Genomic DNA, 15,762 nt, shown 5'->3' with positions numbered 1-15,762 from the left:
CTTTTTATTGGTAATGAACTAACTGATTGAGATCTCAATTTATTTGTCGACTTTGCAACGGATTACATTGTTTATAGAGACACCCATTCATTGTATGTTGCGTAATCAATTAATTGGCCTCAAGGTCACACAGTGATCAAAGTAGTTCGCTTTTCAGTACTTTATCGCCATAATGACCGATAGATTTTTTGCCTGCGATAAGGTCAGTTTATGCATATTCATATCTTAGGGATTTGCGGCACATTTATGGGTGGTGCCGCAGTTTTGGCTCGTCAGCTTGGACACAAAGTGACGGGCAGTGACGCCAATGTTTATCCACCGATGAGCACGTTGCTCGAATCTCAAGGTATTGAAATTATAGAAGGTTTTGACCCGTCACAGCTTGACCCTGCCCCAGATCTTGTCGTGATTGGTAACGCAATGAGTCGTGGCAACCCGTGTGTTGAGCACGTGCTGAATTCCAACCTGCGTTACACTTCCGGCCCGCAGTGGCTGCAAGAGTTTTTGCTACACGACCGCTGGGTTATCGCGGTATCGGGAACGCATGGTAAAACAACCACATCAAGCATGCTGGCTTGGGTGTTGGAGAAGTGCGGTTACCAACCGGGATTCCTCGTTGGTGGAGTGCTGGGGAACTTTGGTGTGTCGGCGCGTTTGGGCGAAAGCATGTTTTTCGTCGTTGAAGCGGACGAATACGACAGTGCTTTTTTCGATAAGCGTTCTAAGTTCGTCCATTATCATCCACGCACCCTAGTGATGAACAATCTTGAGTTCGATCATGCGGATATCTTTGACGATCTAGAAGCGATCAAGCGCCAATTTCATCATTTAGTGCGTACTGTACCGGGCAATGGTCGTATCTTGGCGCCTAAGCAAGATAAAGCGCTGCAAGATGTACTCGAGCGTGGTTGTTGGAGTGAAACTGAGTTCAGCGGTGAACAAGGCGACTGGCAGGCAGAAAAACTGGTGCTGGATGGTTCACAGTTTAAAGTGCTATTCCAAGGCGAAGAAGTCGGTACGGTCAAGTGGGATTTGGTCGGTGACCATAACGTTGATAACGCGTTGATGGCGATTGCCGCTGCTCGTCACGTGGGTGTGACTCCTGATCTTGCGTGTGAAGCGTTGGCTTCATTCATTAACACCAAACGTCGCCTAGAGTTAAAAGGCGAAGTAAATGGTGTCACCGTGTATGACGATTTTGCTCATCACCCGACGGCAATTGAACTGACACTGGGTGGTTTGCGTAACAAAGTTGGCGAGCAACGGATTCTGGCGGTCCTTGAGCCTCGCAGCGCGACGATGAAACGTGGCGTACACAAAGACACTTTGGCGGCCTCGCTAAATGCGGCAGACCAAGTATTTCTTTATCAACCAGAAACTATTGATTGGTCCGTCGAAGCGGTAGCAGAGCAATGCTCGCAACCAGCTAAATTCTCCGCTAACGTCGATAAGTTGGTTGAAATGATCGTGGATGAAGCCAAAGCGGGCGACCAAATACTGGTAATGAGTAACGGCGGTTTTGAAGGTATTCACGGCAAATTACTGGCGAAACTGGCCGAATAATTTAGTGTAGAACTATGAGTAGTAAACAAAAAGCGATCACATTAGCGTTTACCGGAGCGTCTGGAGCACCTTACGGCTTGCGGTTGTTAGAGTGCTTATTGGCGGCTGACTATCATGTGTATCTGTTGATTTCATCGGCGGCGCGTGTGGTACTGGCGACAGAACACGGTTTAAAACTCCCGGGGAATCCTGACGCGGCAAAGCAAGCACTGATTGAGCATCTTAACTGTGAGCCAGAAAAGCTCACGGTGTGTGGCAAAGACGACTGGTTTTCTCCGGTCGCTTCTGGCTCTGCGGCGCCAAAACAAATGGTAGTTTGCCCATGTTCAGCGGGGAGCGTAGCAGCAATCGCCCATGGCATGTCAGACAACCTGATTGAGCGCGCCGCCGATGTGGTGATGAAAGAGCGTGGTCAGTTATTGCTGGTGGTGCGTGAAACCCCGTTTTCTACCCTGCATTTAGAGAACATGCATAAGTTATCGCAAATGGGCGTCACCATTATGCCTGCCGCACCGGGTTTTTATCATCAGCCACAATCGATCGAAGATCTCGTCGATTTTATGGTCGCACGTATTTTGGATCATCTGGGTATCGAGCAAGCTTTGGTGCCAAGGTGGGGGTATGATCAGCGTGGTTAACACTGTGGTTAACACTAGCTATCAACTGATTTAAAGATTACAATTTCCGCGATACTCATCGGGGAGCTATTGATCCTATCAATGATAGGCGAAGCTGAGATCGAGCCGACGCTCGGGACCCGTGTACCTGAACCAGATAATGCTGGCGTAGGAATTGAGTTTGGACAATCCATTTCCACCCTGTCCCTCAAGCCTGTGCCGCTCAATACGGAGAGAGCGAGCAGTGAAACCCACTCTAAGTACAATTTCAATCAGCGCGATTGCCCTAGCAACATTAACATCATTCTCTGCGTTGGCCGCAGACAAAACCCTAACGGTTTACACTTACGATTCGTTTGCCGCAGATTGGGGACCAGGTCCTGCCGTCGAAAAAGCATTTGAAGCAAAATGTGGCTGTGATGTGAATTTTGTCGCGCTGGACGATGGTGTATCTATCCTCAACCGCTTACGCCTAGAAGGCGACAACAGCAAAGCAGATATCGTTTTAGGTTTAGATAACAACCTGATGGCGGAAGCGAAGCAAACCGGATTGCTTGCCGAGCACAGCGTTGATACTCAAGCGATTACGCTACCAAACGGTTGGGACGACAAGACTTTTGTACCTTACGATTTTGGTTACTTTGCGTTTGTTTATAACAAAGAGAAGCTTGCTAACCCGCCAAAGAGCCTAAAAGAATTGGTTGAATCTCGTGATGACCTAAAAGTGATCTACCAAGATCCGCGTACTTCAACACCGGGTCAAGGTCTGATGCTGTGGATGAAATCGGTATACGGCGATGATGTGACTCAAGCGTGGAAACAACTGGCGACTAAAACTGTCACAGTCACCAAAGGTTGGTCAGAAGCGTACTCAATGTTCCTTGAAGGCGAATCGGATCTTGTTCTGTCTTACACCACCTCTCCGGCTTACCATCTGATTGCGGAAAACGACGCTAAGTTTGCAGCGGCGGATTTTGCTGAAGGTCATTACACCCAAGTAGAAGTTGCGGCAAAAGTGAAAGGCTCGCAAAACGAAGCACTGGCGGATGAGTTCATGGCGTTTATTTTGAGTGACGAGTTCCAGTCTGTGATGCCAACTGGCAACTGGATGTACCCAGTGACTGAGGTCAAATTACCACAAGGTTTTGATACTTTGACTCTACCAAGTAAATCATTGAGTTTCAGCGCAGAGGAAGTGGCTGAAAAACGTAAAGCATGGATCCGCGAATGGCAAAATGCGCTTACTTTCTAAAGGTTAACCTTGCGTAGTACTCCTAAAATAGGCTTATGGGTCGCGATGATTATCGCGACCTTTGTTGTTTCAGCCTTAGGCGCTTTGCTGCTCGAAGCGCCATCTCTGAACATCATGCAGGTCTGGCAAGACCCTTATTATCGTCATGTCACTAAGTTCAGTTTCTATCAGTCGTTTCTCTCGACGTTGCTGAGTGTGGGTTTAGCGATCCCGGTTGCCCATGCGCTCTCTCGTCGTGAATTTCCCGGTAAACGTTTGCTACTGAAACTGTTCGCGACCACTTTGGTGCTACCGGTTTTGGTTGGTGTGTTTGGTTTGTTGGCGATTTACGGCAACAGCGGCTTACTCTCTTCACTAGCAAAGCAGTTTGGCGGTGAACTGCCGTTTTCGATCTACGGATTAAACGGCATCTTACTGGCACACGTGTTCTTCAACTTGCCTTACGCCGCACGTCTGCTTTACCAGTCGCTAGAAGCAATTCCACAAGAGCAACATAAGCTTTGCGCCCATTTAGGGATGGGGCACTGGCAGAAATTCAAATGGGTTGAGTGGCCGAGGCTCAAGCAGCAACTTGCCCATGTGTGTGGTTTGGTGTTCATGCTCTGCTTCACTAGTTTTGCCACCGTGATGGCGCTGGGTGGCGGGCCAAAATCGACCACGATTGAGCTGGCTATTTATCAAGCGATAAAGTTTGATTTTGATTTGCAAGCAGGTGCCTTACTGGCGATTTGGCAAATGTTATTGTGCGGTTTGATGGCCTTGGCAATTCAACGCTTAGCCAAACCGATTTCGGTAGGTGTAGGCAGCATGTCGCACCACTCCTATCTGGTCAAAGATAGCTCGGTTTCAAGGCTTTGGGATTGGGGCTGGATTGCGTTCAGTGCGTTATTAGTCCTGCCTCCGCTGCTCATGGTTATACTCAGCGGCATTAATAGCCAAGCGTTTGACGTGTTCAGTGACGGCAAATTTTGGTCGGCGTTGTGGGCGTCACTGAAAGTTGCCACGCTGGCGAGTTTGTTTGCTTTGTTGGCGGGTATCGCAATCTTAGTCACCAGCCGTAGACTCCGATTAACCTATCGGGAAAAGCGCGCTGACCAAATTGAATTGATCGGCACTATCATCCTCGTGACTCCGGGGTTGGTTGTTTCTACTGGGTTGTTTTTGTTGCTAAGAAGTATGACCGATGTGTTCAGCCTAGCGTTTTTCGTCGTGATCGCGGTGAATGGTCTGATGGGGTTGCCGTACGTGATCAAAACCCTTTCCCAGCCGATGCTGCATATCGAGCAGCAGTACCAATATGTTTGTGCCAGCTTAGGAATCAGAGGTTGGCAGCGTTTTCGGGTGGTGGAATGGCGCGCGTTGAAAAAGCCAATGGCGCACGCATTCGCGATCAGTTTTATGTTTGCTATCGGTGACTTAAGCGCGATTGCCTTGTTTGGTAGTCAAGAGTTCAGAACATTACCGCTGTATTTGTTCCAACTGCTGGGCAGTTATCAAATGGAAGCCGCAGCAGTGGTGTCGGTAACTCTATTGGCGCTTAGCGTGGCATGTTTTACGCTGATCGAAACTCTATTTAAAGTGAATTCAAAGGTGACTTATGCTGACGCTAAGTGATGTGCATTACTACTACCATAATGACCTGTTTCACTTTGATGCTCACGTGGCGCAGGGTGAAATTGTCGCGCTAATGGGCCCAAGTGGAGCGGGTAAGTCGACTTTATTGGCGTTGGTGGCTGGGTTTATCGAACCTGAAAAAGGCAGTATTTCGGCGAATGGCATCGAAGTAGTGGGTAAAGAGCCTTATCAACGTCCGTTTGCGATGTTGTTTCAGGAGCACAACTTATTTGCCCATCTTACGGTGCGAGAAAACATCGGTTTGGGATTGGAACCCGGATTGAAGCTAAGTCGTGAGCAGCAACGACAAGTTGAAGATGCAGCAAAGCAGGTAGGTGTTAGCGAGTATCTTGACCGTTTGCCCGAACACTTGTCTGGCGGACAGCGTCAGCGTGTCGCGTTGGCAAGGTGTTTTGTCCAGTCGCATCCGGTATGGTTATTGGATGAGCCGTTCTCGGCACTTGACCCAATATTGCGTGAAGAGATGCTGTCTCTGGTCAAGCAACTCGCCAAAGAGCGTAATATTACCGTAGTGATGGTGACTCACCATATCAGTGATGCAAAAGCGATTGCTTCAAATTTTATCTTTGTTGCAGGTGGTCGAGTGGAAGTCGCGGGTCGTATTGAGCAGTTGACGGTTAACCATCCAAATCCTGCACTGAGTGAATTTGTCCGTGCGGGTGAATTTTCGGTTTAGGATTAATTTGTTGATAAACAAAAGGCTGGTAGAGATACCAGCCTTTTTCGTTTTAGCGATCGAGAAAACTAGTATTCTTCGTCGTTCAACTCTTTGAGTATCTGGAAAATTTCACGGTACGCTTTCGCTGGTTTACCAGACGACTTCTCTTTTGCTGCCTGACGTGCAAGCTGACGCAGTCGTTGACGGTCTGCTGCCGGATAAAGCTCCATTACGTCTGCGATTGCTGCGTCGCCTTCTTCAACTACACGGTCGCGCAGTTGTTCCAGTTTGTGTAGCACGGCAGTGTTCTGTGAGTGTTTATTACGTACTTTATCCAGTGCTGCTTGGATTGGCTCTGGATCTTCATGACGCATTAGTTTACCGATGAACTGCAACTGACGACGACGGGCTTCGTTTTTAAAACGCTGCGCATCTTTGATTGCGTCTGCAAGTTCTTCGCTCAATGGAAACTTTTCCAGTACCGAAGGTTTTAGGTTTACTAACTCTTCGCCTAGCTTTTGTAGCTCTTCCATGTCGCGTTTCATCTCGGATTTACTTACCCAGATGATCTCTTCTTCTGGTTCCCATGGCGCTTTTTGGTTTTTGCGTGCCATTTCTCTGCCTTAATTTGAACAATCTATTTCTCTATTTTAACAAGAATCGTGGGGAGAAAGCGAAATTCTTGTTATCCTAGAGAACATAGACCTCATAGAACAAGTTAGATATGGACGTAAGACAGCAAGTTGCTCAACAACGTGTTGAGTTAGAAGCCGCCGTAGCCAAAGCGCTTGAAATGGCCGCAGAGAAATCCGATGGTGCAGAAGTCGCGATTTCGAAAACCACCGGACTGAGTGTTTCAACTCGCATGTGCGAAGTCGAAAACGTGGAGTTTAACAGCGATGGTGCGTTGGGTATTACTGTATACCGTGGTCAGCGTAAAGGCAGCGCGTCTACGTCTGACTTGAGTGAGAAAGCAATTCAACAAACCGTATTAGCGGCATTGGATATCGCCCAGTACACCTCAGAAGACCCGTTTGCAGGTCCTGCGCCTAAAGAGCTGATGGTTAAAGAGATTCCTGATTTGGACCTTTTCCATCCAGACACGCCAGATCCCGACTATGCTGCACAGATTGCCATTGCTGCTGAGCAGAAAGCCCTCTCTTTCAGCGATAAGATCAAACAGAGCGATGGAGCCAGTTACGATAGCCATTATGGCGTAAAAGTTTACGGTAACAGCCACGGCCTATTAGCCAGTTATGCGTCGAGCCGACACAGCACCAGTTGTTGCGTGATTGGTCAAGGGGCTAACGGCGAAATGGAACGCGACTACAGCTATACCGTTGCACGCCATAAAGATGATTTGTGGACACCTGAAACGGTAGGCTTAAAAGCGGCAGAAAAAACGGTCAGCCGCCTTGATGCGCGAAAACTGAGTACGGGCAAATATCCAGTGATGTTTGCTGCTGATGTGGCAACGGGCCTGATTGGCCACCTTGTGATGGCGATCAGTGGCGGTAACCTTTACCGTAAATCGTCATTTTTGCTCGACCAGCTCGGTGAGCAAGTCCTGCCACAGTGGTTTAATATCTCTGAGCGTCCACACGTGTTGCGTGGTTTGGCATCAAGTCCGTTTGATAGTGAAGGCGTATTTACCCAAGACCGCGAAATCATTACTGACGGCGTATTGGCGACCTATCTGTTAACCAGTTACGCAGCGCGTAAAATGGACATGACTCCTACAGGTCACGCGGGTGGTATCCACAACTGGTATATTCAATCGACAGGACAAGACTTTGAGCAGATGCTGAAAGAACTTGGCACCGGTCTTCTAGTAACGGAAGTGATGGGCCAAGGCGTGAATATCGTGACGGGTGATTACTCTCGCGGCGCGGCGGGCTTCTGGGTTGAAAACGGTCAAATCCAGTTCCCAGTGTCTGAAATCACCATCGCCAGTAATCTCAAAGAGATGTTTAAGCAGATCGTCGCGGTTGGCAACGACGTAGAAACTCGCTCACAAATTCAGACGGGCTCTATTCTAATGGAATCGATGAAAGTGGCGGGTGAATAACATTCACAGTGCTGGTTAAGTATCATTAAAAGAAAAGGTTGGCTAAGCGCCAACCTTTTTTGTTTTGAGGCCGAAATTAGCCTTCAAACAGCTCGGTATGCAGTTTCTGAATTGCCAGTTTCGATACCGACTCATGCACTAGGAAACACAAGTTGTGTGGGCTCGCGCCGTAACAGATCATTCGCAGGTTAAAGTCTTCCAACGTGCCGAACACTTGCTTAGCGTAACCTTTGCTCTCACTCATGTTGTTACCGATTAGCGCCACCAGACACAAGTTATGCTCAACTTCTACCGTACATAACTCTTCTAACTCAAGACGAGCGGCTTCTGGGAGTTGCGGTGCGCCGCCCGAGGTATCAGTTTGGTCCAAGGTTAACGAGACGCTGATTTCCGACGTGGTGATCAAATCGACTGAGACTTTGTGTTTCGCCAAGATCTCAAACACTTTGGCCAAGAAGCCGTAAGCGTGGAACATTTTTGCACTGCGTAGAGTCACCATGGTTTGGTTGCAACGTAGCGCTAACGCGCGGAACAGTGGTGAACTTTCAACTTTATGGCGTATCCATGTACCGCCTTTCTCTGGCTCTTTCGATGAGCCGACAAATACGGGAATATCGTGGCGTAGTGCCGGGACCAGCGTTGAAGGGTGGAGAATTTTCGCGCCGAAGTTCGCCATTTCTGATGCTTCACTGAAGCTGATCTCTGGAATAGGCGATGCTTTCGCTGCGATACGTGGGTCTGTGGTGTAGATACCTGGTACGTCAGTCCAGATCTCTAAGCCTGCCGCTTTTACCGCTTCCGCGATGAGTGCTGCGCTGTAGTCACTGCCGCCTCGACCAAGAGTGGTGGTATTGCCTTCTTCGTCTGAGCCAATAAAGCCTTGAGTCACCACAACGTGTTCGTGACACAAAGGTACAAGCGATTGCTGCGCCAGTTGCGCGATGGTTTCTACTTCAGGCTCGCCTTTACCAAAATTGTTGTCGGTACGCAGTACATCGCGGATATCAAAACGAACCGCATTGATGCCGCGCTCTTTCATCAATTGAGTGAGGATGAAAGTCGACATTAACTCACCACAAGCCACAAGGTGGTCGGTCAGTTTGTTACTCGCTTGAATGGACGCTGCTTCCGCTAAGCTAGTGACGGTATCGATAATACTGTAGACATCACTCGCGGTCTGAGTTGGATCGTTGAGCTGATTTAAAATCGAGTCATGGATCTCGGCGAGTTGTTTTAAAATTTCACTGCGATGTTCTTGATCCTGAACGCCATTAGCCAACTCGACTAATAGGTTGGTGACACCTGAACACGCGCTGCTTACGACAAGTTTTGTGTTTGGATTTGATTCAATGATCGCTGCACAGCGGCTCATTGCTTCAAAGTTAGCGACACTCGTTCCACCAAATTTAGCAACATTAAAATTGCTCACGGCATTTCTCCCACGACTTCCTGAAAATGACTAGTTAGGAATACCAATTCAAATATGAAGATATTTAGTAATTGGCTGAATCCAACATCCGATGTTTTGCGGTAATACAAATCTGTATTTGAAGAGAAAATGAGCGTATAGCGAGGTTTATATTTGTAAGGTATACCTCAGAAGCTCATCATCAGTCAGCGCTGATGACAGTTGATGGGACTCAACCCAAGTCAACCGACAGATCAAAACCACAATCTTGACCTACCTCGGCACTACTCCCCCTTAGCAAACTGTCTCGGAGTTGCGGCTCCACAATTTACCTACCTGGGTAGTGCTCCTCTTCTGCAAAAAGCATTGCAACCAACTCTGGATATCTATCCCGTTAAGCTGGTCTCGGTGGCATAAAAATTCACCACCTGCTTGCATTGAACGTTTTTATACTTCGCTTGTCAACGATAATTTGTAACTGAATTACATTTTTAAATAACAAACTGGTGACACCCAGTTCTCGCCCTATACCTAGGAATAATTGCTGCTTTTGGATATTTCGATTAAGGTGGGATATGAAATCGATATAACTACAAGAAAGACAGCCTACATTTCAAGGAGAAGCCAATGACGATTCAAAGTTTCATCCCCCCTCATCGTACTCTTATGGGGCCTGGACCTTCGGATATTTCCCCTCAAGTTCTACAAGCTTTAAGTCGCCCAACTGTCGGTCACCTAGACCCGTTGTTTATCCAGATGATGGATGAGTTGAAGCAACTGCTGAAGTATGCGTTCCAAACCGAAAACGAGTTTACTATTGCGGTATCTGCACCGGGGAGTGCGGGTATGGAAACCTGTTTTGTTAACCTGATTGAGCCGGGCGAAAAAGTTATCGTCTGCCGTAACGGTGTATTTGGCGAACGTATGCGTGAAAACGTAGTGCGTGCTGGTGGCGTTGCTGTTTTAGTTGACGATGAATGGGGTAAACCTGTCTCTGTCGATAAGGTAGATCAAGCACTTAAAGAAAACCCAGATGCGAAGATCTTGGCGTTTGTTCACGCTGAGACCTCAACCGGTGCGTGCAGTGACGCAGAAGCGCTAGGAAAACTGGCAAAACAACACGGTGTATTGACGATTGTCGATGCAGTGACATCTCTTGGTGGCGTTCCGCTTAAAGTCGACGAATGGCAACTTGATGCAGTGTACTCTGGTAGCCAGAAATGTCTCTCTTGCGTGCCAGGCCTATCACCTGTAACTCTATCTCCAGCGGCGATTGAAAAAATTCAGTCACGCAGCACACCAGTGCAAAGTTGGTTCTTAGACCAAAGTTTAGTATTAGGCTACTGGAGCGGCGAAGGTAAGCGTAGTTACCACCATACTGCACCAGTGAATAGCCTGTATGCTTTGCATGAAGCGTTACTGATCCTGAAAAACGAAGGCTTGGAAAATGCGTGGCAACGTCATCGTGAAATGCACAATAAACTGAAAGCGGGTTTGGATAAACTAGGCTTTAAGTTTGTCGTAGATGAGGAGTCTCGTTTACCACAGTTGAACGCGATTTATGTTCCCGAAGGTATCGATGAAGCTAAGGTACGTAACCACTTGTTGAATACCTACAACTTAGAAATCGGAGCTGGTTTAGGTGCCTTGGCTGGTAAAGCTTGGCGTATTGGTTTGATGGGCTACGCGGCGCGTCCGGAAAATGTAGCGCTGTGCTTACGTGCGCTCGAAGAGTCTCTGACACAATAATTGTTCAGTAAAACAACGAAAAAGGCGACTCATGGAGTCGCCTTTTTGTTTAAGTGCTAAAGCGGAAAAAACTACTGCTTTTCGTTTTCCGCTTTCAACGCATCGGTTGTTGGTGGGATGTATTGTACTTGGGTGAAGTCTTGTTTCGGGAACAAGAACTGTGCTTCGCTGCGGATTTGCTCTGCTTTCTCTGTTTCACCAAGTCCTTGGTACGCCAAGATCAGGTTGCTGTAAAAGGCTGGGCGAGGCTTGTCCTTGATGATTTCTAGCGACCAGTCAATGTAGGGCTGAATGTATTGTTCATCCTGACTATAGAGACCAATATTAAGGAAAGTGCTGTAGATATCCCAATTGTAGCGGTCTTGCCAAACTACAGGATTACTGACCTGATCGAGCAACTCAGGATTTTTTGGATTCGAGCGCTCAAACTGTGTCAGTACGTAGTTGGTGTGTAGCGTACTGAGCATGTAAAAGCTGGTTAAAATTGGGATAACTAAACTCAGCACCCGCAAAGCGGTTTGAGAAATAAAACTAATCTCGAATGATTTATTGCGGTTAGCGCGTTGGTCGACCCAATAAAGCAGCACAATAAATGTAATCCAGTGAATCGCCGAATGGTAGAATGGGTATTCCAACTGAGAGTGCAGCACGATAGGGATGAATAACGCAAACAGCGCAAGACGCGTCCCTTTCTTAGTTTGATAGATGCGATATAAAACCAATATTGCCGCGATAAGAATACCAAGTAACGGTAGCAAGCCACCTTCTACCCCCCAATAAAGCAACTCATTATGTGGGTGGTCCATCGACGCTAAGCCCGGTTGATAATTCGGATTAAGCTGATGTTGTCGCGCAGTATAGACAATGTATTCAGGCTCAAACTTGCCATAGCCGTAACCGGTAAAAGGCTTCTCGATCAACATATCGAGTGCTTGTGGGAAGGTATACTGCCTTGGGCTATCAAGGTGCACTTTCTGCTCGGCCAATGTGTTTGCGGAATTGTTAGTAAGTAAAGGAGCGAAGCCGAGCGCCAAGCCGATCAATACGGACGCTAACCAGCCCCAAAAACGCTTTTTGCTGGCAAAGCGGAACAAATAAGGCAGCGTAAATGTAACTACTAATACTGCACTGAGCCAACCCGTGCGTGATGCTAACACGACCAACAGTGGCACAGTGGCTAATGGCACGAGGTACAACAACGCAACGTCGCTGATCTTAGAGTCGTATTTGATCGGTTGACGAGTCAACAAGTAACCCGAGATCGCCAGCCCAGTAGCTAAGAAACTTGCCATGACGTTGGGTTGTTGGAAGATGCCGTAAGGTCTGTTCTTAATGGTGTCGTAGCCAAATGGGTTGCCTGGTTCGAGCCACAGGTATTGCAACCAACCAATCACGGCTTCGATAAATACCGCGATAACGATAAACCAAAGTAGGCGTTGCTTCTGTTTATTGCTGAATCTGAATTGTTGCAAAACGACAAACAAGAAATAACCCGCCCACAAACCTACGAGCTTTCCTAAAGTGAGCGTGATATCGGATTTAGGATAAAGCACCGGTATGGTGATGATAATACAACTGAGGAAAAAGCCGATCGTCAGTTTGTTGTAGCGTAGTTGGCCGTGAGTGCCGATCTGATACAAACCAATAGCAACGGAAATGCTTACTACTAGCCAAGTCGTTGGGTTGAACGATAGCGCCAGTCCAGAGCCGCCCGGGTTTGGCATAAAGAAATGCATCGCAAGGACAAATACTGCGCCCAATGAAATCAAAAAGGGTTTGATTAAGGGCAGTTTGGGAGCCTGAAGTGCGAGTCTGGTGCCTGCAACATGCGTGGTAGCCATAGTTCAACAATCCTAAAAAACAGACCAGTGGGAAATCGCACTGGTCTGGATACTTTACAACTATTTGCTATTTTAACATAGGCTTAAGGAAACGGGCGGTATGCGAACCTTCGACCAATGACACATCTTCTGGTGTACCCTCCGCGATGATCTCACCTCCGCCTTGACCGCCTTCCGGTCCCAAATCGACAATCCAGTCCGCGGTTTTAATCACATCAAGGTTGTGTTCGATCACCACAACGGTATTACCGTGGTCGCGTAATCGGTGCAGTACCGTCAGTAGTTGTTGGATATCGTGGAAGTGCAGTCCCGTGGTTGGTTCATCTAAGATGTACAGCGTTTTACCGGTATCGCGTTTCGACAGTTCACGAGCCAGTTTCACCCGCTGTGCTTCACCACCTGAAAGCGTCGTTGCTGCTTGGCCGAGACGAATATAAGACAACCCCACATCCATTAAGGTTTGCAGTTTTCGCGCGATTACCGGAACAGGATCAAAGAACTGACGTGCGTCTTCAACCGTCATTTCCAGTACTTCATCAATGGTTTTACCTTTATAACGGACTTCTAAGGTCTCGCGGTTGTAGCGCTTACCTTTACACACATCACAAGGAACATACACATCTGGTAAGAAGTGCATCTCGACTTTGATCACCCCGTCACCCTGACACGCTTCACAGCGACCACCACGCACGTTAAAGCTGAAACGACCTGGTTTATAACCACGTGAACGAGATTCCTGGGTACCCGCAAACAGTTCACGGATCGGTGTAAAAATTCCGGTATAGGTTGCTGGGTTGGAGCGAGGTGTACGTCCAATCGGGCTTTGGTCGATATCGATCACTTTATCGAAGTGCTCTAATCCTTTGATCTTTTTGTACGGCGACGGTGTGGCCGTGGTCGCACCGTTAAGCTGAGTATGGGCGATCTTAAAGAACGTATCGTTGATCAGCGTTGATTTGCCTGAACCAGATACGCCAGTAATACAGCTAAATAGTCCAACGGGCAGTTTTAGGTGTACATCTTTAAGGTTGTTGCCCGACGCACCAATCAATTCGACCACTTTTTTCGGGTCCATTGGTGTACGTTCAACCGGTACGGAAATTTCTTTCTTGCCGCTCAGGTATTGCCCCGTCAACGAATCTGGATTGGCGACGATTTCTTCCATCGTCCCTTCAGCCACAACACTACCGCCGTGTACCCCTGCGCCCGGACCAATATCGATCACGTGGTCTGCGATGCGAATCGCGTCTTCGTCGTGCTCTACCACCAAGACGGTATTGCCTAAGTCACGCAGGTGGGTAAGCGTTTTCAGCAAACGTTCGTTGTCACGTTGGTGAAGGCCAATCGACGGCTCATCGAGAACGTACATTACGCCTACTAAACCAGCACCGATTTGGCTGGCAAGACGAATACGCTGCGCTTCACCACCAGAAAGGGTCTCAGCACTGCGCGACAAATTGAGGTAGTTAAGACCTACGTTGACCAAAAACTGCAAACGGTCGTTGATCTCTTTCATCACTTTTTCAGCGATCTGGGCGCGTTGTCCTTCAAGGGAAAGTGAAGCGAAAAAGCCCAGTGCGTCTGCGATACTTAACTCGACGATTTCCGGCAGTGTGGTGTCGCCGATAAATACGTTACGTGCTTCCAAGCGCAAGCGACTGCCATCGCAGCTGCCACAAGTTTTGGTTGAGATGTACTTCGCCAGTTCCTCGCGTACCGAGTTAGATTCGGTATCGCGGTAGCGTCTTTCTAGGGTGTTGAGAATACCTTCAAACGGATGGCGTTTAACACGAATATCACCGCGGTCATTGATGTATTTAAACTCAACTTCGGTACGACCTGAGCCGGTCAGAATGACATCGCGAATTTTCTTTGGTAGTGACTTGAACGGTGCGTGCAGGTCGAAACCGTAATGCTCAGACAATGAAGTGAGCATTTGGAAGTAGTAATAGTTCTTTTGATCCCAGCCTCGGATCGCGCCTTGTGCCAAACTTAATGATTCATCGACGATCACTCGCGCTGGGTCGAAGTACTGCTGCACACCTAAACCATCACAGGTATGACACGCGCCTGCAGGGTTGTTGAATGAGAATAGGCGAGGCTCTAATTCCTGCATGCTGTAACCACAGTGTGGACAAGCGAAGTTTGCCGAAAAGACAACTTCGTCGCCGTCTCCGTCCATTGGCGCGACAACCGCAATCCCGCCTGACAATTCAAGCGTGGTTTCAAACGATTCCGCTAGGCGTTGTTGTAAATCACTGCGCACTTTGAATCGGTCTACCACCACTTCGATGGTGTGTTTTTTATGCAGTTCTAAGGTCGGTGGATCGGATAAGTCACAGGTTTCGCCGTCGATACGCGCGCGAATGAAACCCTGTGCGGCTAAGTTCTCGAGTGTTTTTACGTGCTCGCCTTTACGCTCTTTCACGATCGGAGCCAGTAGCATCATTTTCGATCCTTCCGGCATTTCCAATACTTTGTCTACCATCTGGGAAATGGTTTGCGCTGCCAAAGGAACTTTGTGCTCAGGACAACGTGGTTCACCGACGCGAGCGTAGAGTAGTCGCAAATAATCGTAAACTTCAGTGATGGTGCCGACGGTAGAGCGTGGGTTATGCGATGTGGATTTTTGCTCGATAGAAATCGCGGGCGACAGACCTTCGATATGGTCGACGTCTGGCTTTTCCATTAAAGATAAGAACTGGCGAGCGTAAGCCGATAAGGATTCAACATAACGGCGCTGACCTTCCGCATACAAAGTATCAAATGCTAGAGAAGACTTACCAGAACCCGATAAACCGGTGATAACAATTAGCTTATCTCTAGGGATGGTCAGGTTAATGTTTTTGAGGTTATGTGTGCGGGCACCGCGAACTTCAATCTTATCCATTATTATCGCTCACTGTAAAAACAAGTGGGCTAAGTATTACATAGTGTGAGAAATGTTCAAACAAATACTGGATAAAAAAAC

Annotated in this window: 11 protein-coding genes and 2 riboswitches; of the genes, 7 read left to right on the top strand and 4 right to left on the bottom strand. The window is 47.8% G+C overall.

Annotated elements, in window-relative coordinates; translation table 11 throughout:
• Positions 1 to 210: 210 nt before the first annotated feature.
• From mpl to thiQ, 5 genes are all read left to right on the top strand, one after another.
• On the top strand, positions 211 to 1,563 hold the full coding sequence (gene mpl, locus HCZ42_RS13900; RefSeq protein WP_167421256.1) for a UDP-N-acetylmuramate:L-alanyl-gamma-D-glutamyl-meso-diaminopimelate ligase: 1,353 nt from the start codon (positions 211 to 213) through the stop codon (positions 1,561 to 1,563).
• A gap of 14 nt (positions 1,564 to 1,577) precedes the next feature.
• Positions 1,578 to 2,201 carry a flavin prenyltransferase UbiX gene (locus HCZ42_RS13895; RefSeq protein ID WP_167421255.1) on the top strand — a complete coding sequence of 208 codons (624 nt, stop codon included), beginning with the start codon at positions 1,578 to 1,580 and terminating at the stop codon, positions 2,199 to 2,201.
• A gap of 49 nt (positions 2,202 to 2,250) precedes the next feature.
• Positions 2,251 to 2,372: riboswitch (TPP riboswitch) on the top strand.
• Positions 2,373 to 2,424: 52 nt separating this feature from the next.
• Positions 2,425 to 3,432 carry a thiamine ABC transporter substrate binding subunit gene (gene thiB / locus HCZ42_RS13890; protein ID WP_167421254.1) on the top strand — a complete coding sequence of 336 codons (1,008 nt, stop codon included), beginning with the start codon at positions 2,425 to 2,427 and terminating at the stop codon, positions 3,430 to 3,432.
• 9 nt (positions 3,433 to 3,441) lie between these two features.
• Positions 3,442 to 5,046, top strand: a complete 1,605-nt coding sequence (gene thiP, locus HCZ42_RS13885) for a thiamine/thiamine pyrophosphate ABC transporter permease ThiP (RefSeq protein ID WP_167421253.1) — start codon at positions 3,442 to 3,444, stop codon at positions 5,044 to 5,046.
• Positions 5,030 to 5,743 carry a thiamine ABC transporter ATP-binding protein gene (gene thiQ / locus HCZ42_RS13880; protein ID WP_167421252.1) on the top strand — a complete coding sequence of 238 codons (714 nt, stop codon included), beginning with the start codon at positions 5,030 to 5,032 and terminating at the stop codon, positions 5,741 to 5,743. The genes thiP and thiQ overlap by 17 nt, the downstream gene beginning before the upstream one ends.
• A gap of 68 nt (positions 5,744 to 5,811) precedes the next feature.
• On the opposite strand, the gene yjgA is transcribed toward thiQ, so the two are convergent.
• Positions 5,812 to 6,339, bottom strand: a complete 528-nt coding sequence (yjgA, locus tag HCZ42_RS13875; protein WP_167421251.1) for a ribosome biogenesis factor YjgA — start codon at positions 6,337 to 6,339, stop codon at positions 5,812 to 5,814.
• Positions 6,340 to 6,449: 110 nt separating this feature from the next.
• Here yjgA and pmbA point away from each other — a divergent pair, with 110 nt between their 5' ends.
• A complete protein-coding gene (gene pmbA / locus HCZ42_RS13870) occupies positions 6,450 to 7,793 on the top strand; it encodes a metalloprotease PmbA (RefSeq protein ID WP_167421250.1) in 1,344 nt (447 codons plus the stop codon).
• A 76-nt stretch (positions 7,794 to 7,869) separates the two neighbouring features.
• On the opposite strand, the gene lysC is transcribed toward pmbA, so the two are convergent.
• Positions 7,870 to 9,222, bottom strand: coding sequence for a lysine-sensitive aspartokinase 3 (gene lysC / locus HCZ42_RS13865; RefSeq protein ID WP_167421249.1), 1,353 nt, complete (start codon positions 9,220 to 9,222; stop codon positions 7,870 to 7,872).
• A gap of 163 nt (positions 9,223 to 9,385) precedes the next feature.
• A riboswitch (Lysine riboswitch) is annotated at positions 9,386 to 9,563 on the bottom strand.
• Between the two features lie 265 nt (positions 9,564 to 9,828).
• On the opposite strand from lysC, the gene HCZ42_RS13860 reads away from it, so the two are divergent.
• Positions 9,829 to 10,950: a pyridoxal-phosphate-dependent aminotransferase family protein gene (locus tag HCZ42_RS13860; protein ID WP_167421248.1), complete on the top strand. Its 1,122-nt coding sequence runs from the start codon at positions 9,829 to 9,831 to the stop codon at positions 10,948 to 10,950.
• A gap of 71 nt (positions 10,951 to 11,021) precedes the next feature.
• Here the strand turns inward: HCZ42_RS13860 and HCZ42_RS13855 are convergent, their stop codons facing one another.
• Both HCZ42_RS13855 and uvrA read right to left on the bottom strand, forming a co-directional pair.
• The gene (locus HCZ42_RS13855) at positions 11,022 to 12,791 is read right to left on the bottom strand and encodes a PglL family O-oligosaccharyltransferase (protein ID WP_167421247.1); all 1,770 of its coding nucleotides are present in this window, start codon (positions 12,789 to 12,791) and stop codon (positions 11,022 to 11,024) included.
• 67 nt (positions 12,792 to 12,858) lie between these two features.
• Positions 12,859 to 15,681 carry an excinuclease ABC subunit UvrA gene (gene uvrA, locus HCZ42_RS13850; RefSeq protein ID WP_167421246.1) on the bottom strand — a complete coding sequence of 941 codons (2,823 nt, stop codon included), beginning with the start codon at positions 15,679 to 15,681 and terminating at the stop codon, positions 12,859 to 12,861.
• Positions 15,682 to 15,762 lie beyond the last annotated feature (81 nt).

It is taken from the genome of Vibrio hepatarius (assembly GCF_011806575.1).
Lineage (GTDB): Bacteria > Pseudomonadota > Gammaproteobacteria > Enterobacterales > Vibrionaceae > Vibrio > Vibrio hepatarius_A.
The sequence above is the reverse complement of the archived record's forward strand: the minus strand, read 5'-3'. Positions and strand labels throughout refer to the sequence as shown.

What these genes read in the sequence shown, in the direction of transcription:
- mpl (WP_167421256.1), top strand. Translation starts at nt 211, where the DNA reads ATGCATATTCATATCTTAGGGATTTGCGGCACATTTATGGGTGGTGCC.
- HCZ42_RS13895 (WP_167421255.1), top strand. Translation starts at nt 1,578, where the DNA reads ATGAGTAGTAAACAAAAAGCGATCACATTAGCGTTTACCGGAGCGTCT.
- thiQ (WP_167421252.1), top strand. Translation starts at nt 5,030, where the DNA reads ATGCTGACGCTAAGTGATGTGCATTACTACTACCATAATGACCTGTTT.
- yjgA (WP_167421251.1), bottom strand. Translation starts at nt 6,339, where the DNA reads ATGGCACGCAAAAACCAAAAAGCGCCATGGGAACCAGAAGAAGAGATC.
- pmbA (WP_167421250.1), top strand. Translation starts at nt 6,450, where the DNA reads ATGGACGTAAGACAGCAAGTTGCTCAACAACGTGTTGAGTTAGAAGCC.
- HCZ42_RS13860 (WP_167421248.1), top strand. Translation starts at nt 9,829, where the DNA reads ATGACGATTCAAAGTTTCATCCCCCCTCATCGTACTCTTATGGGGCCT.
- HCZ42_RS13855 (WP_167421247.1), bottom strand. Translation starts at nt 12,791, where the DNA reads ATGGCTACCACGCATGTTGCAGGCACCAGACTCGCACTTCAGGCTCCC.
- uvrA (WP_167421246.1), bottom strand. Translation starts at nt 15,681, where the DNA reads ATGGATAAGATTGAAGTTCGCGGTGCCCGCACACATAACCTCAAAAAC.